Source organism: Enterobacter sp. 50588862, assembly GCF_001462935.1.
Taxonomy (GTDB): domain Bacteria; phylum Pseudomonadota; class Gammaproteobacteria; order Enterobacterales; family Enterobacteriaceae; genus Enterobacter; species Enterobacter bugandensis.
Window position 1 is genome coordinate 411487 of sequence record NZ_LNHM01000028.1, and the last position, 26344, is coordinate 437830.

Annotated in this window: 24 protein-coding genes; 13 read left to right on the forward strand and 11 right to left on the reverse strand. The window is 56.6% G+C overall.

All coding sequences use genetic code 11. The features are described 5' to 3' along the window. Positions 1 to 10: 10 nt before the first annotated feature. The 6 genes from lpoB to APT89_RS14885 all read left to right on the forward strand — a co-directional run bounded on the left by lpoB (position 11) and on the right by APT89_RS14885 (position 5349). Positions 11 to 655, forward strand: coding sequence for a penicillin-binding protein activator LpoB (gene lpoB / locus APT89_RS14860; protein WP_120266920.1), 645 nt, complete (start codon positions 11 to 13; stop codon positions 653 to 655). Beyond that, positions 636 to 1460 carry a thiamine kinase gene (gene thiK, locus APT89_RS14865; RefSeq protein ID WP_060572826.1) on the forward strand — a complete coding sequence of 275 codons (825 nt, stop codon included), beginning with the start codon at positions 636 to 638 and terminating at the stop codon, positions 1458 to 1460. Before lpoB ends, thiK begins: the two co-directional genes overlap by 20 nt. Before the next feature lie 11 nt (positions 1461 to 1471). Next, complete coding sequence (gene nagZ / locus APT89_RS14870) at positions 1472 to 2497, forward strand: beta-N-acetylhexosaminidase (protein ID WP_045630221.1); 1026 nt, start codon at positions 1472 to 1474, stop codon at positions 2495 to 2497. Between the two features lie 34 nt (positions 2498 to 2531). Continuing rightward, on the forward strand, positions 2532 to 3074 hold the full coding sequence (ycfP, locus tag APT89_RS14875; protein WP_008500781.1) for an alpha/beta hydrolase YcfP: 543 nt from the start codon (positions 2532 to 2534) through the stop codon (positions 3072 to 3074). A 237-nt stretch (positions 3075 to 3311) separates the two neighbouring features. Next, positions 3312 to 4616, forward strand: coding sequence for an NAD(P)/FAD-dependent oxidoreductase (locus APT89_RS14880; RefSeq protein ID WP_041910505.1), 1305 nt, complete (start codon positions 3312 to 3314; stop codon positions 4614 to 4616). A 193-nt stretch (positions 4617 to 4809) separates the two neighbouring features. Next, on the forward strand, positions 4810 to 5349 hold the full coding sequence (locus APT89_RS14885) for a glycine zipper 2TM domain-containing protein (RefSeq protein ID WP_028012731.1): 540 nt from the start codon (positions 4810 to 4812) through the stop codon (positions 5347 to 5349). A gap of 59 nt (positions 5350 to 5408) precedes the next feature. On the opposite strand, the gene comR is transcribed toward APT89_RS14885, so the two are convergent. Further along, positions 5409 to 6044 carry a TetR family copper-responsive transcriptional repressor ComR gene (gene comR, locus APT89_RS14890; RefSeq protein ID WP_028012732.1) on the reverse strand — a complete coding sequence of 212 codons (636 nt, stop codon included), beginning with the start codon at positions 6042 to 6044 and terminating at the stop codon, positions 5409 to 5411. Positions 6045 to 6288: 244 nt separating this feature from the next. Here comR and bhsA point away from each other — a divergent pair, with 244 nt between their 5' ends. Further along, positions 6289 to 6546, forward strand: coding sequence for a multiple stress resistance protein BhsA (gene bhsA / locus APT89_RS14895; RefSeq protein ID WP_023332711.1), 258 nt, complete (start codon positions 6289 to 6291; stop codon positions 6544 to 6546). Positions 6547 to 6619: 73 nt separating this feature from the next. Here the strand turns inward: bhsA and ldtC are convergent, their stop codons facing one another. The 3 genes from ldtC to APT89_RS14910 all read right to left on the reverse strand — a co-directional run bounded on the left by ldtC (position 6620) and on the right by APT89_RS14910 (position 12405). Further along, complete coding sequence (gene ldtC, locus APT89_RS14900; RefSeq protein WP_041910504.1) at positions 6620 to 7585, reverse strand: L,D-transpeptidase LdtC; 966 nt, start codon at positions 7583 to 7585, stop codon at positions 6620 to 6622. A 150-nt stretch (positions 7586 to 7735) separates the two neighbouring features. Further along, positions 7736 to 11182: a transcription-repair coupling factor gene (gene mfd, locus APT89_RS14905; protein WP_041910503.1), complete on the reverse strand. Its 3447-nt coding sequence runs from the start codon at positions 11180 to 11182 to the stop codon at positions 7736 to 7738. Positions 11183 to 11331: 149 nt separating this feature from the next. Next, positions 11332 to 12405, reverse strand: coding sequence for an acyltransferase family protein (locus tag APT89_RS14910; protein WP_041910502.1), 1074 nt, complete (start codon positions 12403 to 12405; stop codon positions 11332 to 11334). Between the two features lie 257 nt (positions 12406 to 12662). Between APT89_RS14910 and lolC the strand changes: the two genes are divergently transcribed. The 5 genes from lolC to cobB are packed head-to-tail and all read left to right on the forward strand — an operon-like array spanning position 12663 to position 17601. Next, positions 12663 to 13862, forward strand: a complete 1200-nt coding sequence (gene lolC, locus APT89_RS14915; RefSeq protein ID WP_028012739.1) for a lipoprotein-releasing ABC transporter permease subunit LolC — start codon at positions 12663 to 12665, stop codon at positions 13860 to 13862. Next, positions 13855 to 14556 carry a lipoprotein-releasing ABC transporter ATP-binding protein LolD gene (gene lolD, locus APT89_RS14920; RefSeq protein ID WP_008500772.1) on the forward strand — a complete coding sequence of 234 codons (702 nt, stop codon included), beginning with the start codon at positions 13855 to 13857 and terminating at the stop codon, positions 14554 to 14556. The genes lolC and lolD overlap by 8 nt, the downstream gene beginning before the upstream one ends. Beyond that, a complete protein-coding gene (gene lolE, locus APT89_RS14925) occupies positions 14556 to 15800 on the forward strand; it encodes a lipoprotein-releasing ABC transporter permease subunit LolE (protein WP_041910501.1) in 1245 nt (414 codons plus the stop codon). The genes lolD and lolE overlap by 1 nt, the downstream gene beginning before the upstream one ends. Positions 15801 to 15853: 53 nt before the next feature. Further along, the gene (gene nagK / locus APT89_RS14930; protein ID WP_041910500.1) at positions 15854 to 16765 is read left to right on the forward strand and encodes an N-acetylglucosamine kinase; all 912 of its coding nucleotides are present in this window, start codon (positions 15854 to 15856) and stop codon (positions 16763 to 16765) included. A gap of 14 nt (positions 16766 to 16779) precedes the next feature. Next, positions 16780 to 17601, forward strand: coding sequence for a Sir2 family NAD+-dependent deacetylase (gene cobB, locus APT89_RS14935; RefSeq protein WP_041910499.1), 822 nt, complete (start codon positions 16780 to 16782; stop codon positions 17599 to 17601). A gap of 39 nt (positions 17602 to 17640) precedes the next feature. On the opposite strand, the gene potD is transcribed toward cobB, so the two are convergent. Genes potD through potA form a run of 4 tightly spaced genes read right to left on the reverse strand, consistent with a single transcriptional unit; the run spans position 17641 to position 21449 of the window. After that, complete coding sequence (gene potD, locus APT89_RS14940; protein WP_028012743.1) at positions 17641 to 18675, reverse strand: spermidine/putrescine ABC transporter substrate-binding protein PotD; 1035 nt, start codon at positions 18673 to 18675, stop codon at positions 17641 to 17643. Then, on the reverse strand, positions 18672 to 19463 hold the full coding sequence (gene potC, locus APT89_RS14945) for a spermidine/putrescine ABC transporter permease PotC (RefSeq protein WP_041910498.1): 792 nt from the start codon (positions 19461 to 19463) through the stop codon (positions 18672 to 18674). Before potC ends, potD begins: the two co-directional genes overlap by 4 nt. Beyond that, on the reverse strand, positions 19460 to 20317 hold the full coding sequence (gene potB / locus APT89_RS14950; protein WP_041910497.1) for a spermidine/putrescine ABC transporter permease PotB: 858 nt from the start codon (positions 20315 to 20317) through the stop codon (positions 19460 to 19462). The genes potC and potB overlap by 4 nt, the downstream gene beginning before the upstream one ends. After that, entirely contained in the window at positions 20301 to 21449 is a 1149-nt protein-coding gene (gene potA / locus APT89_RS14955) for a spermidine/putrescine ABC transporter ATP-binding protein PotA (RefSeq protein WP_167401640.1), read from the reverse strand. Before potA ends, potB begins: the two co-directional genes overlap by 17 nt. A 237-nt stretch (positions 21450 to 21686) precedes the next feature. Between potA and pepT the strand changes: the two genes are divergently transcribed. Beyond that, positions 21687 to 22910, forward strand: a complete 1224-nt coding sequence (pepT, locus tag APT89_RS14965) for a peptidase T (protein WP_041910495.1) — start codon at positions 21687 to 21689, stop codon at positions 22908 to 22910. Positions 22911 to 22952: 42 nt separating this feature from the next. Here the strand turns inward: pepT and APT89_RS14970 are convergent, their stop codons facing one another. From APT89_RS14970 to phoP, 3 genes are all read right to left on the reverse strand, one after another. Further along, the gene (locus tag APT89_RS14970) at positions 22953 to 24074 is read right to left on the reverse strand and encodes a ribosomal protein uL16 3-hydroxylase (protein ID WP_041910494.1); all 1122 of its coding nucleotides are present in this window, start codon (positions 24072 to 24074) and stop codon (positions 22953 to 22955) included. 90 nt (positions 24075 to 24164) lie between these two features. Next, positions 24165 to 25628: a two-component system sensor histidine kinase PhoQ gene (phoQ, locus tag APT89_RS14975; RefSeq protein ID WP_041910493.1), complete on the reverse strand. Its 1464-nt coding sequence runs from the start codon at positions 25626 to 25628 to the stop codon at positions 24165 to 24167. Then, entirely contained in the window at positions 25629 to 26300 is a 672-nt protein-coding gene (phoP, locus tag APT89_RS14980) for a two-component system response regulator PhoP (RefSeq protein ID WP_025911763.1), read from the reverse strand. Positions 26301 to 26344 lie beyond the last annotated feature (44 nt).

The following is a 26344-nucleotide window of genomic DNA, read 5'->3' on the forward strand; positions in this document are numbered from 1 at the left end:
GTGAACCTTGATTAAAAATATGAGCCGTTATGCGCTCGTGACCGCATTCGCGCTGTTCCTCGCAGGGTGTGTGACCCGTACAGAACAGCCAGCACCTGTGGAAAAGGCAAAGCCGGGTACCGAGCAGCCGACACCGCCAACGCAGACCCAGCCAACCGTGCCGTCTGTACCGTCTATTCCGTCACAGCCTGGCCCGATTGAACATCAGGACCAGACGTCACAACCTGCGCCGCGCGTGCGCCATTACGACTGGAACGGTGCGATGCAGCCGATGGTCGGTAAAATGCTGCAGGCTCAGGGCGTGACGGCAGGCAGCGTGCTGCTGGTCGATAGCGTGAACAACCGTACCAACGGTTCGCTGAACGCGGGCGAAGCCACAGAAACGCTGCGCAATGCACTGGCAAACAACGGTAAGTTTACGCTGGTCTCTGCTCAGCAGCTCGCGTTAGCCAAACAGCAGCTGGGCCTGTCGCCGCAGGATAGCCTCGGTACCCGCAGCAAGGCGATTGGCATTGCCCGCAACGTTGGCGCCCAGTATGTGCTGTACTCTAATGCGACCGGTAACGTGAATACCCCAGCCCTGCAGATGCAGCTGATGCTGGTTCAGACAGGCGAAATTATCTGGTCAGGTAAAGGTGCGGTTACGCAACAATGACACCACGCGTGAAGAGATTCTGACGCGTTATTTTCCACAGTACCGCCTTATCGCGCCGCAGGCCCACTCCGGGCTTAGCGGCGCGAGTTGCATTATAGCGCGGGGCGCGCACCGTCTGGTCTTGCGGCAGAACCACGATCCCTTCGCCCCGGCTTTCCAGTTTCGCCGTCAGTTTCGCGCCCTCAAACGCCTTCCGTCGGATCTCGTGCCTGAACCCCGATTTTTCAGCAAGGGCTGGATGGCCGTCGACTATCTGGAGGGGGAGGTGAAAAGCGCGCTGCCGGACACCCCAGCGCTTGCGGCGATGCTGTATCATCTGCACCAGCAACAGCGTCTGGGGTGGCGAATCGCCTTACTTCCACTGCTGGAAAACTACTGGCAACAAGCCTCTCCAGCAAGACGTACCCCAGTGTGGCTTGCGCATCTCAAACGGCTGCGTAAAGCGGGCGAGCCGCAACCGATTCGGCTCTCGCCGTTACATATGGATGTGCACGCCGGGAACATCGTGCATACGCCACAGGGCGCCAGGCTTATCGACTGGGAATATGCCGGAGACGGCGATGTGGCGCTGGAGCTGGCCGCGGTCTGGACGGAAAGTGAAGCCGCGCGGCAGAAACTCATCAGAGAGTATGCCAGCGTTGCGCACTTTAACGCCGATGCGCTGGCACGCCAGGTGAGACGCTGGCGGCCCTGGGTCATCATGCTGATGGCGGGCTGGTTTGAGATGCGTTTGCAGCAGTCCCGAGATAAACAATTTATTGCGCTGGCAGACGATGCCTGGCGCCAGTTACAAACGAAAGGATAAGAGAGGTGAGTGTGGGTCCAGTCATGTTGGATGTAGAAGGGTTTGAGCTGGATGCGGAGGAGCGTGAAATTCTGGCGCATCCGCTGGTGGGCGGCCTGATCCTGTTTACCCGCAACTATCACGATCCGGCGCAACTGCGTGAACTGGTGCGCCAGATCCGCGCCGCGTCGCGCAATCATCTGGTGGTGGCCGTCGATCAGGAAGGCGGCCGCGTGCAGCGTTTTCGCGACGGTTTTACCCGCCTGCCGGCAGCCCAGTCTTTCGCCGCGCTGCTCGGCACGGAAGAGGGTGGGAAACTGGCGCAGGAAGCCGGCTGGCTGATGGCCAGCGAAATGATTGCCATGGATATCGACATCAGCTTTGCCCCGGTGCTGGATGTGGGCCATATCAGCGCCGCGATTGGCGAGCGCTCCTACCATGAAGATCCGCGTATTGCGCTGGAAATGGCGACCCGGTTTATCGACGGGATGCACGATGCGGGAATGAAAACCACCGGGAAACACTTCCCGGGCCACGGGGCGGTGACGGCAGATTCCCACAAAGAGACCCCGCGCGACCCGCGTCCGGAAGCGGAAATTCGCGCCAAAGATATGTCGGTGTTCCGCTCGCTTATCACCGATAACAAGCTGGACGCCATTATGCCCGCGCACGTGATTTACAGCGACGTTGATCCGCGTCCTGCCAGCGGCTCCCCGCACTGGCTGAAAACCGTTCTGCGCCAGGAGCTGGGTTTCAACGGCGTCATTTTCTCCGACGATCTGTCGATGGAAGGGGCGGCAATCATGGGCAGCTATGCTGAGCGCGGCCAGGCCTCGCTGGATGCAGGTTGCGATATGATCCTTGTCTGCAATAATCGTAAAGGTGCCGTTAGCGTGTTGGATAACCTGTCACCGATCAATGCAGAGCGTGTTACGCATTTGTATCATAAAGGTTCATTTAGCCGTCAGGAGCTGATGGATTCGGCGCGCTGGAAGTCGGTCAACGCCCGGCTTGAAGACCTGAATGAGCGCTGGCAGGCACATAAAGCCAGCCTGTAAACCCTCCCGGAAGGCGTAGCGTGGTGAGAAGACAATGATCATCTATTTACACGGTTTTGACTCAAACAGTCCTGGTAATCATGAGAAGGTGCTACAGCTGCAGTTTATCGATCCCGATGTACGGCTGATTAGCTACAGTACGCGCCATCCGAAGCATGATATGCAGCATCTGCTCAAAGAGGTGGACAAGATGCTGCAGCTTAACGTCGACGATCGCCCGTTGATTTGCGGCGTGGGGCTGGGCGGCTATTGGGCGGAGCGGATTGGCTTCCTGTGCGACATCCGCCAGGTGGTCTTCAATCCTAACCTTTTCCCGAATGAGAACATGGAAGGCAAAATTGACCGCCCGGAAGAGTATGTCGATATTGCGACCAAGTGCGTGAGCAACTTCCGTGAGAAAAACCGCGATCGCTGTCTGGTGATCCTCTCGCGTAATGATGAAGCACTGAACAGCCATCGGGCCGCAGAGCTGCTGCATCACTATTACGAGATCGTCTGGGACGAAGAGCAGACCCACAAGTTCAAGAACATCTCCCCGCACCTCCAGCGCATCAAAGCCTTTAAAACGCTGGGCTAAACCACAGCCTGCCACTTCAGAAACCCGGTCGCGAACGCGCACCGGGTTTCTTTTTGTCCAGAATTGTCTACTTTTAAGCCATCAAAACTTGATGCATATCAATTTTGGTATGACCAATGCGCCTGACGTGTTATTCTCAATGCACCTGAATGGTTTCAGTGTTGTAACCTGTTGTTAATTAAGGGTTATTTTCATAACTTTTAATTAACAATTGGTTAATAATTTGAGGGGGTCACGTTGACTACGCCATTGAAAAAGATAGTGATTGTAGGCGGTGGTGCTGGCGGGCTGGAGCTGGCCACACAGTTGGGCAAGAAGCTGGGGCGCGGTAAAAAAGCCAAAATCACGCTGGTGGATCGTAACCACAGCCACCTGTGGAAACCGCTGCTGCACGAAGTGGCGACCGGCTCACTGGATGAGGGCGTGGACGCGCTGAGCTATCTGGCGCACGCGCGCAACCATCATTTCCAGTTCCAGCTGGGCTCGGTGGTTGACATCAACCGTGAGAACAAAACCATTACCCTGGCCGAGCTGCGTGATGAAAAAGGCGAGCTGCTGGTCCCCGAGCGCAAGCTGGCGTATGACACGCTGGTGATGGCGCTCGGCAGTACCTCCAACGACTTCAACACGCCGGGCGTTAAAGAGCACTGTATCTTCCTCGATAACCCGCACCAGGCGCGTCGTTTCCATCAGGAAATGCTGAACCTGTTCCTGAAGTACACCAGCAATCTGGGTGCAAATGGCAAGGTTAACATTGCCATTGTCGGCGGCGGCGCGACGGGCGTTGAGCTGTCCGCAGAGCTGCACAATGCGGTTAAACAGCTGCACAGCTACGGTTACAAAGGGTTAACTAACGAAGCGCTGAACGTGACGCTGGTTGAAGCGGGTGAGCGTATTCTGCCTGCGCTGCCTCCGCGCATTTCCGGCGCAGCGCACAATGAACTGACGAAACTGGGCGTGCGCGTCCTGACGCAGACCATGGTGACCAGCGCTGACGAAGGTGGACTGCACACCAAAGACGGCGAGTACATTAAAGCGGATCTGATGGTCTGGGCGGCAGGTATCAAAGCGCCTGACTTTATGAAAGATATCGGTGGTCTGGAGACGAACCGCATTAACCAACTGGTCACCGAGCCGACGCTGCAAACCACGCGCGACCCTGAAATCTTCGCTATTGGTGACTGTGCTTCCTGCGCGCGTCCTGAAGGGGGCTTCGTGCCGCCGCGCGCTCAGGCCGCTCACCAGATGGCAAGCCTGGTGCTGCACAACATCCTCGCGCAGTACAAAGGCAAGCCAATGAAGGCGTATGTCTATAAAGACCACGGTTCGCTGGTATCGCTGTCAAACTTCTCTACCGTCGGTAGCCTGATGGGTAACCTGATGCGTGGCTCGATGATGGTGGAAGGGCGCATTGCACGCTTCGTGTATATCTCCCTGTACCGTATGCACCAGATCGCGCTGCACGGCTACTTTAAAACGGGCCTGATGATGCTGGTGGGCAGAATCAACCGCGTCATTCGTCCACGTCTGAAGCTGCACTAATCTTTCACTCCCTCCGGGCCCTCCGGAGGGATTTTTTAGCATATCATGCTGCTCGTCGTGGATTAGGTGCCTAAGAGTTCTCCTAAACGCGATATATCTCTCCCCGATGTCCACTTTTTGATCCTTTGTCTTATTGGCGAAGCCGCGCCTCCATAGCAGAATTGTTACCAATAGCAACAAAGGAGGAAGTCCCGTGAATAAATCAATGTTGGCGGGTATAGGGATCGGCGTCGCAGCTGCGTTAGGTGTGGCTGCTGTTGCCAGTCTCAACGTTTTAGATCGCGGCCCGCAGTATGCGCAGGTGGTTTCTGCAACGCCTATTAAAGAAACCGTAAAAACCCCACGTCAGGAGTGCCGTAACGTCTCCGTAACCCACCGTCGTCCGGTACAGGATGAAAACCGTATTGCCGGCTCTGTTCTGGGTGCGGTAGCGGGTGGGGTGATTGGTCACCAGTTTGGCGGTGGTCGGGGTAAAGATGTCGCGACCGTGGTCGGCGCGCTGGGTGGCGGCTATGCCGGTAACCAGGTGCAGGGCGCAATGCAGGATAACGATACCTACACCACGACCCAGCAGCGCTGTAAAACCGTCTATGACAAGTCGGAAAAAATGCTGGGCTATGACGTGACCTACAAAATTGGCGATCAGCAGGGCAAAATCCGCATGGATAAAGACCCGGGCACCCAAATTCCACTGGATGGAAACGGCCAGCTGGTACTGAATAACAAAGCGTAAAAAAGATGTTCTCTGAACTTAGCTCCTCAAGCGCTCAGGCTGAGGAGCTTTTTTTTGCGTCAGATTTTGAGCAGTTCAGGCCACAGGCGCAGCGTGGTGTCGGAAATGTTCTGCAGTTTTTCCAGCGTCGCCCCTTCACGGGCGCTGATCGACATTCCCTGTAAAATACAGCTCAGGTATTGCGCCAGCATCTGAGGCTGGCAGTGCGCGGGAATTTCACCGCGCTGCTGGCGCTGAGCCAGAAATGCGCTGAGCGTCTCCTCCTGCATCGCATGACGCGATTTCACCGTATTGGCGATCTCTTTTGATGCTGCCGCCAGGGTGGCAGAGGTGTTAATCATAAAGCAGCCCGCGGGCGTCTCTTTACTGGTGAAGCAGGTGGCAACGGCGGTGAAGTAATCCCGTAGCGCCTGTTCAACGCTTTTCTCTTCACAAAATAGCTGGGCTTCGTGTTTCGCCGCAAAGCGCGAAATGTACCTGTCCAGCACCGCCCTGAACAGCCCCTCTTTATTGGTAAATTCAGCATAAAGCGTCGGCGCTTTAGCTCCGGTGGCTTCTACCAGATCGGAAAGCGAGGTCGCTTCATACCCATGTTGCCAGAAGAGAGTCATGGCCTTATCAAGCGCTGCATCCCTGTCAAACACTTTTGGTCGGCCACGGCTTTTCTTCACACAACTCGTGACGTCGGTTGTCATTTGCCGTTGGTCCTCTGTTGGTTTGTTGAATGACCATTATAAAAATAAACGCAACCCACCACCAGTGCAGAATGCTTAAAAATAAATTAATCATATATGTATGAAAAATAACAATTTTAAAATTTAATTAATGCTCGTTATAAAAATGTGTTGACGCGTGAGCTGGATCACATTTATGATTTACCTATCGATCGTTAACTAAATAGCTAACGACCAAAAAATTCATCTGCCAAAGGTAAACATTATGAAAAACGTAAAAACCCTCATCGCTGCTGCTGTACTGAGTTCACTCTCTTTCGCAAGCTTTGCTGCTGTACAGGTACAATCCACTCCAGCCGATCAGCATAAAGTCGGGACGATCTCTGCGTCTGCCGGGACTAACCTGGGCTCTCTGGAAGATCAGCTGGCACAAAAAGCGGAAGCAATGGGTGCAAAATCTTACCGCATCACCTCTGTGACCGGTCCTAACACCCTGCACGGCACCGCTGTCATCTACAAATAAGCCGGGCATAAACCCTCATTTATGCCACTGCAATAAAAAACGCCCTGCTTAGCAGGGCGTTTTACTTTCCGTCTTACATGGACTGCTGGATAACATCGTGATGCCGGGTGACGTCGGTCGGCATGCCTGACCGCGCTTCCATCGCGCGCTCCATCACCAGGCTATCGGTATTCGCATTCGTTTTGAAGCTCACCATCGTGGCATTCAGGTTAATGGGTAACGTCTGGGGATCGTCGCCGATATTTTTTGATAGCGGCTGGTGAATCTCAACCAGCCGCACGCCGCCTGGCTCTTCAGAGACCTTAATCGGCGTATTGATAATATTCACCTTTGTTCCCGGCGTAACGACGTTAAACAGCGTTTTGATATCGTCATCGCGCAGACGAATGCAGCCGGAACTGACGCGCATGCCGATGCCAAAATCCGCGTTCGTACCGTGCAGCAGGTAAACACCGCCGTATGCGGCAAGGCGGATCGCGTGATGACCCATCGGGTTATCCGGGCCTGCCGGAATCACGGCAGGAAGATCGATGCCCTGAGCCTTATAGCGGGCGCGAATGTTGGCCGTCGGCGTCCAGGTTGGGTTGGCGCGTTTATCCGAGACGGTGGTGACCATCGTCGGCGTCAGCGTATCGCCGCCCAGTTGACCAATACCGATAGGGTAGACGGTAACCTCATTTTTACCCGGCGGGTAATAGTACAAACGCAACTCCGCCAGGTTGATCACGATCCCCTCCCGCGGGGCATCCGGCAGGATAGTCTGTAACGGAATGGTCAGTACGCTGCCCGCGCGCGGGACGTACGGATCGACGCCGGGGTTCGCCTGCAGCAGGGCCAGAAAACCGACGTTATATTTTTTGGCTATCGCTTCAAGAGAGCCACCATTGTTTTCAACCACATGAAAACGGTTTTCGCCCACCACCTTGCTGCCGGGCGGGGGAAGGGGCCAGGTGTTTGCCCGCGCAGGAAGCGCAACCGCGACGGTGGCTGCCAGCGCAAACAGGGTTATCCAGCGGGTAAAACGCGAAGAGGTCATCATCACCATAATCCATGTAAATGATAAGCTTATTGTTTTATAAGGGGTTAAAGATAATTATGGCGAATGGGTGTGTCGGGAAGATCGGGTGAAGTGCAAAGAGTTTGTAAATTGTCCCCCCGCCAGCACTGCGCTAACGGGGGGAAGGGCGAGTTACGCGACAGCGTTCTCTTCCAGCTGACGCATAAAGTTACGCACCCAGTCCATGCGCGTTTTGCGCTCCGTCAGCTCCTGGGTAAATTTCAGTCGCGTCGGGCCATCAAGACGGAAGTGCTGCGGCTGTTTTTGCAGCAGGCCGATCAGCCACATCGGGTTGACGTGGTTCTTCTCGGCAAATTCAATGACGCCGCCTTTTTCGTTGCCCTCAAGCTTGCGAATGCCCAGCTTCTGCGCCTGCTGGCGCAGGCGCGCGATATCCAGCAGGTTACGCGCAGCATCTGGCAGCAGGCCGAAGCGGTCGATCAGCTCCACTTTAATCTCTTCCAGCTCGTTCTCATTCTTCGCGCTGGCGATGCGCTTGTAGAACGACAGGCGGGTATTCACGTCCGGAATGAAATCGTCCGGCAGCAAGGAAGGCATTCGCAGCTCGACCTCAGTTTGCTGGCTGGTCAAATCTTCCAGAGACGGCTCGCGCCCGGCCTTCAGGGCATCCACCGCGTTTTCCAGCAGCTCCATATAGAGCGAGAAGCCGATGGTCTCCATGGAGCCGCTCTGGTCCTCACCCAGTAGTTCACCCGCGCCGCGGATCTCCAGGTCGTGCGTGGCCAGCGCGAAGCCTGCGCCGAGGTCTTCCAGAGAGGCGATGGCTTCCAGACGCTTTTGCGCGTCGGTGGTCATCGCTTTCGGATGCGGTGTCAGCAGCCAGGCGTAAGCCTGATGGTGCGAACGTCCGACGCGGCCGCGCAGCTGGTGAAGCTGCGCCAGACCAAAGTGATCCGCACGTTCAATGATGATGGTGTTCGCCGTCGGAATGTCGATCCCGGTTTCGATGATGGTGGTGCACACCAGCACGTTAAAGCGCTGGTGGTGGAAGTCGTTCATCACCCGTTCCAGCTCGCGCTCGCGCATCTGTCCGTGACCGATAGCAACACGCGCCTCCGGCACCAGCTCCGCCAGCCTGTCGGCCGCTTTCTGGATGTTTTCCACGTCGTTATACAGATAATAGACCTGACCCCCGCGCAGTACTTCACGCAGAATGGCCTCACGCACCACCAGATTATCGTATTCGCGGACGAAGGTTTTCACCGCCAGACGGCGCGCCGGCGGCGTGGCGATAATCGACAGATCGCGCATGCCGCTCATCGCCATGTTCAGCGTGCGCGGGATCGGCGTGGCGGTCAGGGTCAGGATGTCGACGTCCGCGCGCATCGCTTTGATGCGCTCTTTATGGCGAACCCCGAAGCGGTGCTCTTCGTCGACGATCAGCAGCCCCAAATCTTTCCACTTCACGTCGCTTTGCAGCAGCTTATGGGTGCCGATCAGAATATCGATCTTGCCTTCGCTTGCCTGCTCCAGGATCTGCGTCTGCTCTTTGGTGCTGCGAAAACGCGACAGCATTTCGATGCGTACCGGCCAGTTGGCGAAGCGGTCGCGGAAGTTGTCGAAGTGCTGCTGAGCGAGCAGGGTGGTTGGCACCAGCACCGCCACCTGCTTGTTGTTTTCAACCGCAAGGAAGGCGGCGCGCATCGCCACTTCGGTTTTACCGAAGCCGACGTCGCCGCAGACTAAGCGGTCCATTGCCAGCGGCTGGCACATGTCGCTCAGCACGGCATTGATCGCCTGGGCCTGATCCGGCGTGGTTTCAAACGGGAAGCTGTCGCAGAACAGCTGGTACTGTTCTTTGTCGTGCTTAAAGGCGAAGCCCTCTTTGGCCGCGCGCTGGGCGTAGATATCCAGCAGCTCGGCCGCCACGTCGCGCACTTTTTCCGCCGCTTTCTGGCGTGCACGCGCCCAGGCGTCGCCGCCCAGCTTGTGCAGCGGCGCATTTTCCTCCGCGCCGCCCGCATAGCGGCTGATCAGGTGCAGCGACGAGACCGGTACATAGAGTTTGGCGTCGTTGGCGTAGGTCAGCATCAGGTATTCACCTTTGATACCGCCCGCTTCCAGCGTGGTCATCCCCTGATAGCGGCCAACGCCGTGCTCCAGGTGAACAATCGGCTGGCCTGGATGCAGCTCGGCCAGGTTGCGGATCAGCGTGTCCGGGTTGATGGTCCGACGGCTGTCCTGACGGCGGCGCGCGACGCGCTCGCCCAGCAGGTCGCTTTCGCAAATCAGCGCCAGGTTGTTGAGCGTGTCGATGAACCCGTGCTCGGCGGCGCCGATCATCAGATAACGACCGTTTCCGGTCGCTTCGCTCAGACGCAGGATGCGCTTCGGCGCCACCTTAATGCGTCCCAGCAGCTCACCCAAAGCTTCGCGTCGGCCTTCACTCTCAACGGAGAACACCACCGGGCCGGTAAAGGACTCCAGGAACTTGCGCAGATTATCCAGCGGCGATTTCTGCTGAGCCTGAACGGCCAGCTCCGGCAGCGTGCGGAAGGCGAGGTTGGTGTTGGCGGCCTTATCGGCAAGCGAATCGGTTTTCAGCTGCATGCGCGGCCAGCGCTTCAGCTCGGCGTTGAGTTCGTCGGTGCGCAGCCACAGCGCTTCCGGCGGCAGAAGCGGACGCATCGGGTCAACGCCCCGGTTTTCGAAGCGCGCGCGGGTTTCGCTTTCAAAGCGGCTGGCGCTGGCGTCGATATCGCCGGTGTTCACAATCAGCGTATTCGCCGGGAAGTAGCTGAACAGGGCGGGCAGCGGCTCGCTGAAGAACAGTGGCTGCCAGTATTCGATTCCGGCCGGGAGCGTACCTTTGCTGACCTGCTGATAGATATGTTCTGCATCACGCTTTACGTCGAACCTGTCGCGCCACTGGCTGCGGAACAGCTCGATGGCGGTTTTGTCCGTCGGGAACTCGTGGGCAGGCAGTAAATTGATGGATTCCACCTCTTCCAGCGTGCGCTGGGTGTCGGCATCGAACACGCGCAGGCTGTCGATTTCATCATCAAAGAAATCCAGACGATACGGCTGGTCGCTGCCCATCGGGTAAAGGTCGAGCAGCGCGCCGCGGGTGGCATATTCCCCGTGCTCCATGACCTGATCGACATGGCGATATCCGGCACCGTCAAGCTGGTCTCGCAGGGTGTCGCGAGACAGGCGCTGGCCTTTTTTCATCACCAGCGCGTGGCCGTGCAGATAGCTGTGCGGGCAGACGCGCTGCATCAGGGTATTCACCGGCACAATCAGCACGCCGCGCTGCATGGTCGGGAGTTGATATAGCGTCGACAGGCGCGAGGAGATGATCTCCTGATGCGGGGAGAAACTGTCATACGGCAGCGTTTCCCAGTCGGCCAGGCTGAACACCAGGCTATCGGTGAACTGGCGGATTTCATCGTGCAGGCGCAGGGCGTTTTGCATATCCGGGGCAACCAGCACCACCGGGCCAGGATGCCGCTCAGCGATTTCTGCCACCAGCGTGGCGCAGGCCGCGCCCGTGAGTTCACCCAGCTGGCGCTGGTCGCCCGCTTTGACGGGCAAGGAATAACGATAGTGTTCAGGCATGGCTATGTCAGAGTCTCTTATGGATATACCATCAGTATTGGGGCATATCACTGATACGCAATGTCTTTATTATCCTCGATCGTTTTACATAAGCAAATTGTAACCGCACGGCAGGGCTAAACGCCCCCAAAACGGGGGCGGAGAGGGCATTAACGGGTGGCAGGTGACAGGCTCCGCGTAGACGGAGGAGAGAAGAAAAGGTCCCCGAACAGCGAGGTGGAAATTTTACGCACCCCAAGCCCGGCAAGGGTACAGATCAGCAGGCTGGCAAACGGGTAGATCAGAATTAAGCACAGCTCTGCCCAGACCGGCCAGTAAGCGGCATTCATCTCGCCAATCAGGATCAGGCTGAAGGCCTCAATTAAGATGCGGTGGGTGGTATAGATCGCAATGGTGTTTGAGCCAATCACGTTCAGCAGGTTGTTGGGATGTACGGCATAACGCTGCTCAAGGCTGTAGAACAGCTTCATGATCAACACGATCGATAGCAGAGAAAGCAGGAGAGGAACGTTAGCAAACCACAGCACCACGGAGACGGCCGCGAAAGCGCCAGTAGCCAGCCAGGTGCGGCGAAGGTTGAAGCTTTTCATCCACGCCATCAGCTCGGCGCCATACCACGCCCCCAGGCTGTAGTAGATCATGTTGCGTACCACGCTGTTCATTCCCCACCACGGCAGCGGCAGGAAGTTGATCGCGATGCTCGCCAGCGCAAGCAGTCCGAGTACCGGCAGCTTCCAGCGGCTCAGCAGTTTACACAGCGTGAAGTAGACCACCAGAGCATACAGATACCACAGGCTGGTGCTGGCGGTGAGCATGCCCCGCACAAATCCTGCCAGGGAATCGGCGTAGGCCGCGTTCGACGAGGTGGCAAGCTCGCGTTCGGGCGCCAGCCAGGCGTTCAGGTGGGTCAGCGCCTGCCATTGCAGGATCCCCCACAGCGCCAGAACCCAGACAATGCTCCAGATCCGCTTGTCGAGGCTGGTGCGCCAGTCTACCTCATCAATATAACGACGGATCAGATAGCCGGAGATAAAGAAGAAAACCGGCATCCGGAACGGGGCGAGATAGAGGTTAAAATAGACCCAGCATTTGGCGAGAAGACCGGAGAGCGGATGCTGTACCCCGCTGAGATGAGGATAAAAGGTGATGACCGAGTGGTAAATCACCACCAGACAGATGCACAGCCCTTTTATCTGATTAATCCATAATGCTTTTTGTTTCATTGGTAACCCATACCAGTTTTGCCATAAACGTAGGGGCAATTGTTCTAAAACGACAGAGAGATGTAACGGGTAACTGTCTGTATCGGGACGTTTTTCGGAAAAGGTGGAGACTATCCAGAGGGGAAATGGAAAGTACCACCCTGATTTATCTGAGTTTTTCGGAAAAATGATTACCAAAGCTTACGGTTTCAGTCATTTACGCTTAACGGATTCGCTTATATACTCGTGGGTCTGCTATCAGCAAACAGACGGATTTCATGTATCAACCTGTCGCACTCTTCATAGGCTTACGTTACATGCGTGGGCGCGCCGCGGACCGCTTCGGTCGCTTTGTCTCCTGGCTTTCGACTATTGGCATTACGCTCGGCGTGATGGCTCTGGTGACGGTGCTTTCCGTCATGAATGGCTTCGAGCGCGAGCTGCAAAACAACATCCTGGGGCTGATGCCGCAGGCCGTTCTCTCATCGAATAACGGTTCCGTTAACCCGCAACAGCTGCCGGAAAGCGCGGCGAAGTTACAGGGCGTCACGCGCGTTGCGCCCTTAACCACTGGCGATGTGGTGCTGCAAAGCGCCCGCAGCGTGGCGGTCGGCGTGATGCTGGGGATTGACCCGGCGCAAAAAGACCCGCTGACGCCGTTCCTGGTTAACGTGAAGCAAACCGATCTGGAAGCCGGAAAATACAACGTGATTCTGGGTGAGCAGCTTGCCGGGCAGCTTGGCGTCAACCGCGGCGATCAGCTGCGCGTGATGGTGCCGTCCGCCAGCCAGTTTACGCCAATGGGTCGCCTGCCGAGCCAGCGCCTGTTTAACGTGATTGGTACTTTTGCCGCCAACAGCGAAGTTGACGGCTATCAGATGCTGGTGAACATTCAGGATGCGTCACGCCTGATGCGTTACCCGGCGGGAAATATCACCGGCTGGCGCCTGTGGCTCGATCAGCCGCTGAAGGTCGATACCCTCAGCCAGCAAAAACTGCCGGACGGCACCAAATGGCAGGACTGGCGCGAGCGTAAAGGCGAGCTGTTCCAGGCCGTGCGCATGGAAAAAAACATGATGGGGCTGCTGCTGAGCCTGATCGTCGCCGTGGCTGCATTTAACATCATCACCTCGCTGGGCCTGATGGTGATGGAGAAGCAGGGCGAAGTCGCCATCCTGCAAACCCAGGGTTTGACGCCGCGCCAGATCATGGCGGTCTTTATGGTGCAGGGGGCCAGTGCAGGCATTATCGGCGCGCTGTTGGGCGCCGTGCTCGGCGCACTGCTTGCCAGCCAGCTTAATAATTTAATGCCGATCATCGGCGCGCTCCTTGACGGCGCGGCGCTGCCGGTGGCTATCGAGCCGCTGCAGGTGGTCGGAATTGCGCTGGCCGCGATGGCCATTGCGCTGCTTTCTACGCTTTATCCTTCCTGGCGCGCTGCCGCCACTCAACCCGCTGAGGCTTTACGTTATGAATAAGATCCTGTTGCAATGCGACAACCTGTCCAAACGCTATCAGGAAGGCACTGTGCAGACTGACGTGCTGCACAATGTGAGCTTCAGCGTGGGCGAGGGCGAGATGATGGCGATTGTCGGCAGCTCCGGCTCGGGCAAAAGTACGCTGCTGCACCTGCTGGGCGGGCTGGACACGCCAACCAACGGCGACGTGATCTTCTCCGGTCAGCCGATGAGCAAAATGTCCTCTGCGGCGAAGGCCGAGCTGCGTAACCGTGAGCTGGGCTTTATCTACCAGTTCCACCACCTGCTGCCGGACTTTACGGCGCTGGAAAACGTGGCGATGCCGCTGCTGATTGGCAAAAAGAAACCGGCAGAAATCAACGCCCGCGCCAGCGATATGCTGAAAGCGGTAGGGCTGGGCCACCGGGGAAATCACCGCCCGTCGGAGCTGTCCGGCGGCGAGCGCCAGCGCGTGGCGATTGCCCGCGCGCTGGTCAATAATCCGCGCCTGGTGCTGGCGGATGAACCGACCGGTAACCTGGACGCGCGCAATGCGGACAGTATCTTCCAGCTACTCGGCGAGCTGAACGCCTCGCAGGGAACCGCGTTTCTGGTGGTGACCCACGACCTGCAGCTGGCAAAACGCATGGGGCGCCAGCTTGAGATGCGCGACGGCCATCTGAATGCGGAACTGACCCTCATGGGGGCAGAGTAATGGCGTCACCGTTATCGTTACTCATCGGGTTACGCTTTAGCCGCGGCCGCCGTCGCGGCGGCATGGTGTCGCTGATCTCCGTTATCTCGACCATCGGTATTGCGCTGGGCGTGGCGGTCCTGATTGTCGGCTTAAGCGCCATGAACGGCTTCGAGCGCGAGCTGAATAACCGCATTCTTGCGGTGGTGCCGCACGGGGAGATCGAGCCGGTTAACCAGCCGTGGGCCAACTGGAGCGATGCACTCACCAAAGTGGAAAAAGTGCCGGGCGTTGCCGCGGCCGCGCCCTACATTAACTTTACCGGGCTGGTGGAGAGCGGGGTTAACCTGCGCGCCATCCAGGTTAAAGGGGTCAACCCGGCCCAGGAGGAGCGGCTCAGCGCGCTGCCGAAATATGTTCAGAACGGCGCGTGGGTGAACTTTAAGGCCGGCGAGCAGCAGATCATTATGGGTAAAGGCGTTGCCGATGCCCTGAAGGTGAAGCAGGGCGACTGGGTGTCAATCATGATCCCGAACGCCAGCGCCGATCACAAACTGCAGCAGCCAAAACGCGTGCGCCTGCACGTCACCGGTATTCTCCAGCTGAGCGGCCAGCTTGACCATAGCTTTGCGATGGTTCCGCTGGAAGATGCGCGCCAGTATCTCGACATGGGCGACAGCGTGACGGGCATTGCCATTAAGGTGAACGACGTCTTTAACGCTAACAAACTGGTGCGTGATGCCGGCAGCGTGACCAATAACTATGTCTACATCAAAAGCTGGATCGGCACTTACGGCTATATGTACCGTGATATCCAGATGATCCGTGCGATCATGTATCTGGCGATGGTGCTGGTGATTGGCGTGGCGTGCTTTAATATCGTCTCGACGCTGGTCATGGCGGTTAAGGATAAGAGCGGCGACATCGCCGTGTTGCGTACCCTCGGGGCAAAAGACGGTCTTATTCGCGCCATCTTCGTCTGGTACGGTTTGCTGGCAGGGCTGTTCGGCAGCCTTTGCGGCGTGGTGATTGGCGTGGTGGTTTCTCTGCAGCTGACGCCGATTATCAACGGGATTGAAAAGCTTATTGGTCACCAGTTCTTGTCCGGTGACATCTATTTTATTGACTTCCTGCCGTCTGAACTGCACTGGCTGGACGTTTTTTATGTGCTGGTTACAGCACTTTTACTGAGTCTGCTGGCAAGCTGGTATCCGGCGCGTCGCGCAAGCCGAATTGATCCGGCGAGGGTATTAAGTGGCCAGTAATTACGTCATGATCTAGCGGCTCTCGGGTCGCCAGATCGAAAGAGGAATGCGTTATGTATTATGGATTTGATATTGGCGGCACCAAGATTGCGCTCGGCGTGTTTGATAAAGACCTCAAACTGCAGTGGGAAACCCGCGTTCCCACGCCGCGCGAAAGCTACGATGAATTTTTAACTGCCATTGCCACGCTGGTGGCGCAGGCGGATGAACGATTTGGCGTGAAAGGCAGCGTCGGCATTGGTATTCCGGGGATGCCGGAAACCGATGACGGCACGCTGTATGCCGCTAACGTGCCTGCCGCCAGCGGTAAACCGCTCCGCGCCGACCTCTCGGCCCTCCTTGAACGCGACGTGCGTTTAGATAACGATGCCAACTGCTTTGCCCTCTCTGAAGCCTGGGACGATGAATTCCGCCGCTATCCGCTGGTGATGGGGCTGATCCTCGGTACCGGCGTAGGCGGGGGGATTGTCATCAACGGCAAGCCGATTACCGGGCGCAGCTACATCACCGGGGAGTTTGGTCATATCCGTCTCCCGGTGGATGCGCTGGAGGTGGTGGGGCGTGATTTCCCGCTGACCCGCTGCGGCTGCGGCCAGCACGGCTGTATCGAGAACTATCTCTCAGGACGCGGGTTTGCATGGCTTTACGAACACTTCTATCATCAGAAACTTGAGGCCCCTCAAATCATTACCCTGTGGGAGCAGGGGGATGCGCAGGCGCATGAACACGTCGAGCGCTATCTGGATCTGCTGGCGGTGTGTCTGGGAAATATTCTCACCATCGTCGACCCGGATCTGCTGGTGATCGGGGGAGGGCTGTCAAACTTTACTGCGATTACGGAACGGTTGTCCGGGCGTCTGCCCCGACATTTATTGCCGGTCGCCCGCGTGCCGCGCATTGAACGCGCGCGACACGGGGACGCGGGAGGCATGCGTGGAGCCGCATTCCTTCATCTCACCGATTAGTTTACGAGGTCTTTATGCTGTCGCGTCGCCAGGGTCGACTCAGCCGTTTTCGCAAAAACAAACGCCGCTTACGAGAGCGCTTGCGCCAGCGGATCTTTTTCAGAGACAGAATCATGCCAGAAGCGATGGATAAACCCAGAGTGGTGGTACTGACCGGGGCGGGGATTTCCGCCGAGTCAGGAATTCAAACCTTCCGTGCGGCAGACGGGCTGTGGGAAGAGCACCGCGTCGAGGACGTGGCGACGCCGGAAGGCTTTGCCCGCGATCCGGATCTCGTGCAGGCGTTTTACAACGCTCGCCGTCGGCAACTTCAGCAGCCTGAGATTGCGCCGAACGCGGCGCATCTGGCGCTGGCGAAGCTGGAAGAGGCGCTCGGGGACCGCTTTCTGCTGGTGACGCAGAATATTGATAACCTGCACGAGCGGGCCGGTAACAAGAACATCATCCACATGCACGGTGAGCTGCTCAAGGTTCGCTGCGCCTGGAGCGGCCAGGTGCTGGACTGGAAAGAGGACGTGCTGCCAGAGGACAAGTGCCACTGCTGCCAGTTCCCGTCGCGCCTGCGTCCGCACGTGGTCTGGTTTGGCGAAATGCCGCTGGGGATGGATGAGATCTACAGCGCGCTGGCGATGGCGGACGTGTTTATCGCTATTGGCACATCAGGGCACGTTTACCCGGCGGCGGGGTTTGTTCACGAAGCGCGACTGCACGGGGCGCATACGGTGGAGCTCAATCTGGAGCCGAGCCAGGTGGGCAGCGAGTTTGAAGAGAAGCAATATGGTCTGGCGAGCGAGGTGGTGCCAGCGTTTGTAGATAAGCTTCTGAAGGGGCTGTAAGAGTAACGGGCGACGTTGCGTCGCCCGTTATGTATTGCATTAACGACCTGCTTTTAACTTCTGATAATACTCTTCGTAAAGGCGGCTCGCGTCGCCTACATCGTTCTGCCATTCTCCTTTGCTGATGGTTTCGGCATCCGGATAGAGTGACTTATCGTTAGCCACGTCAGGCTTCAGCAGCTTGCGGGCGGCCAGATTTGGCGTCGGGTAGCCAATCGTCTCGGCTACCTGTTTCGCCACGTCCGGACGCAGCAGGAAATTAATCAGCTTCAGTGCACCGTCCACGTTCTTCGCGTTGGCCGGGATCGCGAGGCTATCCATCCAGAAGATCCCGCCTTCCTTCGGCCAGACCACCTCCAGCGGCGTCCCGGCCTGACGGGCAACATACGCAGAGCCGTTCCACACCATCCCCAGGTTTACTTCGCCTTCCATATACGGATTCGCCGGGTTATCAGAGTTGAATGCCGCCACGTTAGGCATCAGCTTTTTCAGCTCGTTGTAAGCCGCGTCGATCTCTTTCGGATCGGTGGTGTTACCGGAATAGCCAAGCTTACGCAGCGCGATCTGGAACACTTCACGCGCGTCATCGGTTAACAGCAGGCTGCCTTTGTATTCCGGTTTCCACAGATCCGCCCAGCCGGTGACCGTTTTCGGATCGATGGCCTCGCTGTTCACGCCAATCGCCGTCGCCCCCCAGATATACGGAATGGAGTAGTCGTTATTCGGGTCGAACGGCTTGTTGAGCATCTCAGGATCGAGGTTTGAAAAATTAGTTAGCTTCGTTTTGTCGATCTTCTGGATCATGCCCTCTTTGCGCATTTTATCGACAAAGTAGGTGGAAGGAACGACCAGATCATAGGCGCCGTCCTTGTAGGTTTTGAGCTTGGCGTACATGGTTTCATTCGACTCGTAGGTCGAGTAGATCACCTTGATGCCCGTCTCCTTTGTGAACTGTTCCAGCAGGCCCGGCGGCACGTACTCGGTCCAGTTGTAGAAGTAGAGCGTTTTGCTGTCATCAGCGTGCGCGGCACCCATGCCGAGCACCAGCGCCGCAGCGGCGAGCATTTTTTTCATTTCATTGTCCCCTGAGATTTTGTTTTATCACGAGCAATAACCTGGCTGGCGATCACCAGAACCAGCGAAAACAGCAGCAGTATGGTCGCCAGCGCGTTCACCTCCGGTGAGACGCCAACTTTTACCATCGAATAGATCTTCAACGGCAGAATTTCGTAGCTCGGCCCGGTCACGAAGGAGGAAACCACGACGTCATCCATCGACAGGGTAAAGCTGAGCAGCCATCCGGCGGCGACGGCAGGCATCGCCAGCGGCAGGATGATTTTGCGCAGGATGATCATCTCGCTGGCACCCAGATCTTTCGCCGCCTCCAGCATGCGCACGTCGAACCCTTTCAGACGCGCGTAGACGGTGACCACCACAAACGGCAGGCAGAAGGTGATATGGGAAAACAGCAGCGACCAGAAGCCAAGCTGTACGCCCAGCAGCATAAACAGCACCAGCAGCGAAATCGCCATCACGATGTCCGGCGACATCATCACTACAAACAGCATGCCGCTGACGAACGGCTTGCCGCGAAAACGGTAGCGATACAGCGCCACGGCGGTCAGCGAGCCAATCAGCGTGGCGAAGGTGGCGGAGACGATCGCCATCGTCAGCGAGTGCTGTGCGGCCTGCAGCAGGCTGTCATTGTTCATCAGCAGGCTGTACCAGTTGGTGGTAAACCCCTGCCAGCTGATCCCGAACCGCGAGCTGTTAAACGAGTTCACGATCAAAATGATAATCGGGATATAAAGGTAAGCGTAAATGGCGGTCATAAAACCGCCGCGAAGCAGTCGACCGATCATTCGAGTTCCACCTTCTTGTTGAGCAGGCGAGAAGCGCGCCAGTAGACCAGCAGCATCAGCCCCATCACCACCGTGAGCGTAATGCTGGTCGCGGAGCCGAACGGCCAGTCGCGAATGTTCAGGAACTGACTCTTGATCACGTTCCCAATCAGCAGGTTTTTCGCCCCGCCCATCAGGTCAGACACGTAGAACAGGCCCATCGCCGGGAGCATCACCAGCAGACAGCCCGCAATAATACCGGGCATGGTCAGCGGAATGATAATACGGATAAAGGTCTGCAGCTTGCTGGCCCCCAGATCTTTTGCCGCTTCCAGCAGCGGTTTATCGAGCTTCTCAATGCTGGAGTAGAGCGGCATCACCATAAACGGCAGCAGGATATAGACCAGGCCAATGATTACCGCACCTGGGGTAAACATGATGCGCACTGGCGTATCAATCACGCCCAGCCACAGCAGAAACGCGTTGAGGTAGCCTTTGGTGCTGAGGAAGATTTTCAGCCCGTAGATGCGAATCAGCGAGTTGGTCCAGAACGGCACAATCAGCAGAAACAGCAGCAGCGGGCGCACCTTTTGCGGCAGTCCCGCCAGGAACCATGCGAAAGGGTACCCCAGAAGCAGGCAGGCCACGGTGGCAATCAGCGCCATATTGAGCGAGTGCAACAGCACGTCGAAATAGAGCGGATCGAGCAGGCGCGCGTAGTTGTCCAGCGTAAAGACCAGCGAAACGAAGTTTGCATCGTCGCGGGTCAGGAAGCTGGTGGCGATGATCATCAGGTTGGGTAAAAAGACAAATAACACAAGCCAACCGACGATAGTGGCAATGACCACCTTCTGGAACTTACTTGTGTTCTTCATCAGCCAGCACAACCTCCCAGCTTTCTACCCAGTTGATAACCATTTTCTGGTCAAGAGAGTGGTCAAAGTCAGGATCGTCCTCGTTAAAGAATTCGCTGACCATCACCATTTTGCCGTTCTCCAGTTCCACAACGGACTCGAGGGTCATCCCTTTATAGTTACGTTCGCGAACGTAACCGATCAGACCTTCGACGTCGGCCGTGTCGTGGATCTCATCAACGCGAAGATCTTCCGGGCGCAGCAGGACGTTGAGTTTTTGTCCTTTCTCGACGGCAAAGTTCACGGTGATAATGCAGTCGCGTCCCTCGACGTTCGCGCGAACGCGCTGTGCATCCAGACGCTCAAGTACGGTGGCGTTGAAGATATTGATCTCGCCAATAAAGCTGGCGACAAACAGGTTTTTCGGCTCTTCGTATATTTCACGCGGCGTACCGTCCTGTTCAATCTTACCGTCACGCATTACCACGATACGGTCTGACATGGTCAGCGCCTCTTCCTGATCGTGGGTGACGAAGACAAAGGTGATACCGAGCTTGCGCTGTAGCGCTTTCAACTCGTTCTGCATCTGCTTGCGCAGCTTGTAATCCAGCGCGGAGAGGGATTCATCCAGCAGAAGCAGGCGCGGTTTATTGACGACCGCGCGGGCAATGGCCACGCGCTGCTGCTGACCGCCGGAGAGCTGGTGGGGCTTTCGCTGGGCAAACGTCTCCAGCTGAACCATGCGCAGGGCTTCGGTGACGCGCGGTTCGATCTCATTAGCCGGGGTTTTTTGCATCCGCAGGCCAAACGCCACGTTCTCAAACACGGTCATGTGCGGGAACAGGGCGTAGCTCTGAAAAACGGTATTGACGTGGCGATCTTCGGCAGGAACCTGGGTTATGTCCTGGTTCTCAAGATGGATGCGGCCATTATCAACGCTTTCCAGCCCGGCGATAAGGCGCAGTACGGTGGTTTTGCCGCAGCCGGAAGGGCCAAGCAGCGTAAGAAACTCACCATCATTGATGGTCAGGTTGAGGTCGGAAATGACGTCTTTGCCATCAAAGCTTTTACGAATTCGTTCCAGTTGCACCAGCGGTGAACGAGAACGGGATTGTGTATTCAATTTTTGCGCTGTCCCATATAGACGCCTCAGGCAGCAGACTGAAGCGGGGTTTGTGTGTAACCACCTTGGTGACTCGTAATGAGGGCGGACATTCTACGGCAATCCCCCGTAATCGCCAATCCTTGTTACTGATTCATAAGCTACATTTATTAACGCATAAAGATATAAACGTAAAAAGTTCTCGTTTGCGGGATAAAAGTGACCTGACGCAATATTTGCGTTTTGATGCTTACTGATAATGTTGTCACAAAAAGTGAGGGTGACTGCATGGATAAATTACTTGAGCGTTTTTTACAGTATGTTTCGCTGGATACCCAATCTAAGCCGGGTGTCCGCCAGGTGCCAAGCACCGAAGGCCAGTGGAAGTTGTTAAACCTGCTTAAAGAGCAGCTTGAGGCCATGGGGCTGGTCAACGTCACGTTAAGCGAAAAAGGCACTGTGATGGGAACGCTGCCGGCGAATGTGCCGGGTGATATTCCGGCGATTGGCTTTATTTCTCATGTCGATACCTCACCTGATTTTAGCGGCAAACACGTGAACCCGCAGATTGTGGAAAACTACCGCGGCGGTGATATCGCGCTGGGGATTGGCGACGAAGTGCTCTCTCCGGTGATGTTCCCGGTGCTGCACCAGCTGCTCGGGCAGACGCTGATCACCACAGACGGCAAAACGCTGCTGGGGGCGGATGACAAGGCGGGCATCGCGGAAATCATGACGGCGCTGGCGGTGCTGAAAGGTAAAAACATCCCGCACGGGGACATCCGCGTTGCTTTTACCCCGGACGAAGAGTTAGGTAAGGGCGCGAAGCACTTCGACGTGGACGCTTTTAACGCGCAGTGGGCGTATACCGTCGACGGCGGTGGCGTGGGCGAGCTGGAGTACGAAAACTTCAACGCGGCGTCGGTGACCATAAAAATTGTCGGAAACAACGTTCACCCAGGGTCTGCCAAAGGGGTGATGGTGAACGCGCTGTCGCTGGCGTCGCGTATTCATGCGGAAGTCCCGGCGGAAGAGAGCCCTGAACAGACAGAGGGGTACGAGGGCTTTTATCACCTCACCAGCATCAAAGGCACCGTGGACAGCGCGCAGATGCACTACATCATCCGCGATTTTGACCGTAAAGCTTTTGAGGCGCGCAAGCGCAAAATGATGGAGATCGCCAAGAAGGTTGGGAAGGGATTGCATCCTGACTGCTATATTGAGCTGATCATTGAAGACAGCTATTACAATATGCGCGACAAGGTGATGGCCCATCCGCACATTCTGGATATCGCCCAGCAGGCGATGCGAGACTGCGATATTGAACCGGTCTTAAAACCGATTCGCGGCGGTACTGACGGCTCGCAGCTGTCGTTTATGGGGCTACCGTGCCCAAACCTGTTTACCGGGGGCTATAACTACCACGGCAAGCATGAGTTTGTGACGCTGGAAGGGATGGAAAAGGCGGTGAAGGTGATTGTGCGCATAGCCGAGTTAACCGCGAAGCGGTAAGAAAAAGCCCGGTGGCGCAGCGCCACCGGGCATTATCACAACTCAGTCCTCAAAGAACCAGTACCCGCTGTTGACCAGCGCGGCCAGCATCGCGAGGAAGGATGGGTCTTCCAGCGCGTCGCCAAAGGTTTCTGCAGTGAGTACCATATGGCTGGCAATGGCTTCCAGCGCCGGACGGTGCGGGGAGTCGAGCTTCTCACCGTTGACGAAGACCTCTTCACCAATGCGCAGCACGCGTAATCCGCCCAGACGAACCAGCTTGTCACCCTGCTGCAGCGCATCATAGATCTCATCTGCCTGATATGGCGGCTCCGGCGGTGCAACGTCCAGCTCGTGGCGTGACTGGCTGATAAATTCGCCAAACCACTGCCTGAAATGTTCCGGCTCGTTGATCAGATCCAGCATCATGCCGCGCAGCTTATTCAGCTCTTCTGGCACGATGTCTGCCGGATGCTCGCGTGCAGGCACATCCGGATCGCTGTAGCGATAGCTGCCCAGCTCGCGCTGCAGGACATAGTCGGCAAAGCCGCTGATCATCTCGCGGCCGCTCGGCGCACGGAACCCGACAGAGTAGTTCAGCGAGTTCTCCAGGGAGTAACCTTCGTGAGGGAATCCTGGCGGAATGTAGAGAATATCGCCTGGCTCCAGTTCTTCGTCGATAATGCCTTCGAACGGATCCACCTGAAGCAGATCCGGGTGCGGGCAGTGCTGCTTCATCGGCACTTTTTCGCCCACGCGCCAGCGGCGGCGGCCCGTGCCCTGAATGATAAACACGTCGTACTGGTCCAGATGCGGACCCACGCCGCCGCCAGGTACGGAGAAGGAGATCATCAGATCGTCCATTCGCCAGTCGGGCAGGGCGCGGAACGGGCGCATTAGCGCGGCAGTCGGCTCGTGCCAGTGGTTAACCGCCTGCACCAGCAGCGACCAGTTGCTTTCGCCGAGATGATCGTAGCTTTCGAAAGGACCGTGGCTGACCTGCCATTTCCCGTCCTGGTGGCTGACCAGACGGCTGTCGACTTCGTTTTCCATGGCCAGACCGGCCAGCTCGTCAGGTGAGATAGGGTCGACAAAGTTGCTGAACCCGCGTTTCAGAACCACCGGGCGCTTTTGCCAGTAACGTTCAATAAACTTGGGCCAGTTAAGTGTTAAATGATAATCCATATTTTTTTATCCGCAGGCTCTTACTGACTCGGATTATAACGGAAGCTCAGCCCCCCGGCTGCGAGATCCTCGCATTTTTCACATAACGGGTTAACTATCGTCCGATGTGGGCTGCTGACGACCAAAAATCACTTCCATTCTGGCCCCGCCGAGCAAGCTTTCGCTGGTTTCGATTTTTCCGTCATACTGGTCGACAATCTCGCGGGCGACGGCTAAACCCACGCCCTGACCGGGGCGCAGCGTATCCGCTCGCTGACCGCGATCGAACACCACATCACGTTTATTAAGCGGGATCCCGGGGCCATCATCCTCAACGATAATGTGTAACTCGTTATCCGTCTGGCGCGCCGATACTTCAACAAACTCCAGGCAGTATTTACAGGCGTTATCCAGCAGGTTCCCCATCACTTCCATAAAGTCATTTTTTTCGCCTACAAAGCTAATCTCAGGCGAAATATCGAGACTGATGTTGACCCCTTTACGCTGATACACCTTGTTAAGGGCGGACGTGAGATTATCCAGCAGCGGGGCCACCGGGTGCAGCTCGCGGCTCAGGAGCGCGCTGCCGGAACGCATGCTGGCGCGGTGCAGATAGTAGCCAATTTGCTGCGAGATTCGGCTGATTTGTTCCAGCATCACCGGCTCGGCATCGTCGACGCTCAGCCTTGAGCTGCGCATGGAACGCAGGGTGCTTTGCATTACGGCCAGCGGCGTTTTCAGGCTGTGGGTGAGGTCGGTCAGGGTCGTACGGTACTTATCATAGCGTTCACGCTCGCTTTTCAGCAGGCGATTGAGGTTACGCACCAGACTGGTCAGCTCACGGGTGGTTTCCGGATTGAGCTTTTCACGATGATGTTCCTCAAGCTCGCGCACCTCTCGCGCCAGGGACTCAATAGGGCGCAAGCTCCACCACGCCGCCACCCAAAGCAGCGGGATCACCAGCAGCAGGTTTGCGGCCAGAACATAAACGAACCAGCCCCAGACCTTATAGGAACGTTTTAGCTCAACCGGAATGGTGTCGATCACCACAATGGTTAACTGCGGCATGTTCATGGTCGCCGGGTAGATATTGATCGCCACCGAGTGCGTCATTTCCGTCTCGGCATCGTCAGCCCGGATTTCATTGAGCTTTTGTTGCATCGAGCGATCTTCGCGAATCAGCGTGCTGGTGGTATTGAGATCGGCTTCTATCTCATGAAACCCGTTGGTTTTGAGCCACTCCGGACGAATGCTTTTCGCCAGCCACGGAATATCGCGTTGCGCCCAAAGCAACTTTCCCTTTTCATTGTAAATCAGGGCTAAAGTAGGACTCTGTTGATCCAGGTTCTCCGGCATTTCAACGGTGATGTGGTTGTCTTCCCATTTGGCCAGGGTATAAAAAAGATTACTTTCGCCGCGTAACAGTCGAAAGGTCGTTTTATCGAAGCTGACGCTGTAGCCCACCAGGGCGACCAGACCGTAGGAGAGCGACAGCACCAGCACCACCGCGGCCGTTGCCAGTAAAAAACGAACCCGCAGCGAGAGGGGCAGAATGTGGCGCAAAATCCGTCTCATTTAGCGTAATTCGAACAGGTAGCCCTGGCCGCGGACGGTCGTAATCACGTCCTGCGGATACTGCGCCTGAATTTTCTTACGCAAACGGCCCATCAGCACGTCTATGGTGTGACTCTCGCGCAGCTCAGCGTCAGGGTAGAGCTGGAGCATTAAGGAGTCTTTGCTCACTACTTTTCCGCTGTTACGGATCAGCGTTTCCATAATGGTGTATTCGAACGCGGTGAGCTTGATCACTTCATCGTTAATCGACAGCTCGCGACGGGAGAGATCCACCTGGAAAGGCGGAATGGAGATAACCTGTGAAGCCAGCCCGCTGTTGCGGCGTAACAGCGCCTGCATGCGCGCCGCCACTTCTTCAATGTGAAACGGTTTGGTGACGTAATCATCCGCACCGGCGCTGAGCACTTCAACTTTGTCCTGCCAGCCTTCGCGGGCGGTGAGAACCAGAACCGGCAGGGAAACGTCATGGCTGCGCCAGCGACGAATTAACGACAGGCCGTCTTCATCAGGCAGGCCTAAATCGACAATGGCGATGTCCGGCAGGTGTTCATTGAGATAATAATCGGCTTCTTTTGCATCTTCCGCATCATCCACCTGATGTCCCATCTCCTGAAGCTGAACCTTCAGGTGGTGGCGTAGCAATGCGTTATCCTCAACAACCAGTACGCGCATCATCTTTTCTCCCAGAATAAATAGTATGAATAGTTTAACGCTGA

Bases quoted from the DNA above. Each gene is read 5' to 3' on its own strand.
- ycfP (WP_008500781.1), top strand. From the start codon at position 2,532: ATGATCATCTATTTACACGGTTTTGACTCAAACAGTCCTGGTAATCAT.
- comR (WP_028012732.1), bottom strand. From the start codon at position 6,044: ATGACAACCGACGTCACGAGTTGTGTGAAGAAAAGCCGTGGCCGACCA.
- bhsA (WP_023332711.1), top strand. From the start codon at position 6,289: ATGAAAAACGTAAAAACCCTCATCGCTGCTGCTGTACTGAGTTCACTC.
- ldtC (WP_041910504.1), bottom strand. From the start codon at position 7,585: ATGATGACCTCTTCGCGTTTTACCCGCTGGATAACCCTGTTTGCGCTG.
- mfd (WP_041910503.1), bottom strand. From the start codon at position 11,182: ATGCCTGAACACTATCGTTATTCCTTGCCCGTCAAAGCGGGCGACCAG.
- APT89_RS14910 (WP_041910502.1), bottom strand. From the start codon at position 12,405: ATGAAACAAAAAGCATTATGGATTAATCAGATAAAAGGGCTGTGCATC.
- lolC (WP_028012739.1), top strand. From the start codon at position 12,663: ATGTATCAACCTGTCGCACTCTTCATAGGCTTACGTTACATGCGTGGG.
- lolD (WP_008500772.1), top strand. From the start codon at position 13,855: ATGAATAAGATCCTGTTGCAATGCGACAACCTGTCCAAACGCTATCAG.
- lolE (WP_041910501.1), top strand. From the start codon at position 14,556: ATGGCGTCACCGTTATCGTTACTCATCGGGTTACGCTTTAGCCGCGGC.
- nagK (WP_041910500.1), top strand. From the start codon at position 15,854: ATGTATTATGGATTTGATATTGGCGGCACCAAGATTGCGCTCGGCGTG.
- cobB (WP_041910499.1), top strand. From the start codon at position 16,780: ATGCTGTCGCGTCGCCAGGGTCGACTCAGCCGTTTTCGCAAAAACAAA.
- potD (WP_028012743.1), bottom strand. From the start codon at position 18,675: ATGAAAAAAATGCTCGCCGCTGCGGCGCTGGTGCTCGGCATGGGTGCC.
- potC (WP_041910498.1), bottom strand. From the start codon at position 19,463: ATGATCGGTCGACTGCTTCGCGGCGGTTTTATGACCGCCATTTACGCT.
- potB (WP_041910497.1), bottom strand. From the start codon at position 20,317: ATGAAGAACACAAGTAAGTTCCAGAAGGTGGTCATTGCCACTATCGTC.
- pepT (WP_041910495.1), top strand. From the start codon at position 21,687: ATGGATAAATTACTTGAGCGTTTTTTACAGTATGTTTCGCTGGATACC.
- APT89_RS14970 (WP_041910494.1), bottom strand. From the start codon at position 24,074: ATGGATTATCATTTAACACTTAACTGGCCCAAGTTTATTGAACGTTAC.
- phoQ (WP_041910493.1), bottom strand. From the start codon at position 25,628: ATGAGACGGATTTTGCGCCACATTCTGCCCCTCTCGCTGCGGGTTCGT.
- phoP (WP_025911763.1), bottom strand. From the start codon at position 26,300: ATGCGCGTACTGGTTGTTGAGGATAACGCATTGCTACGCCACCACCTG.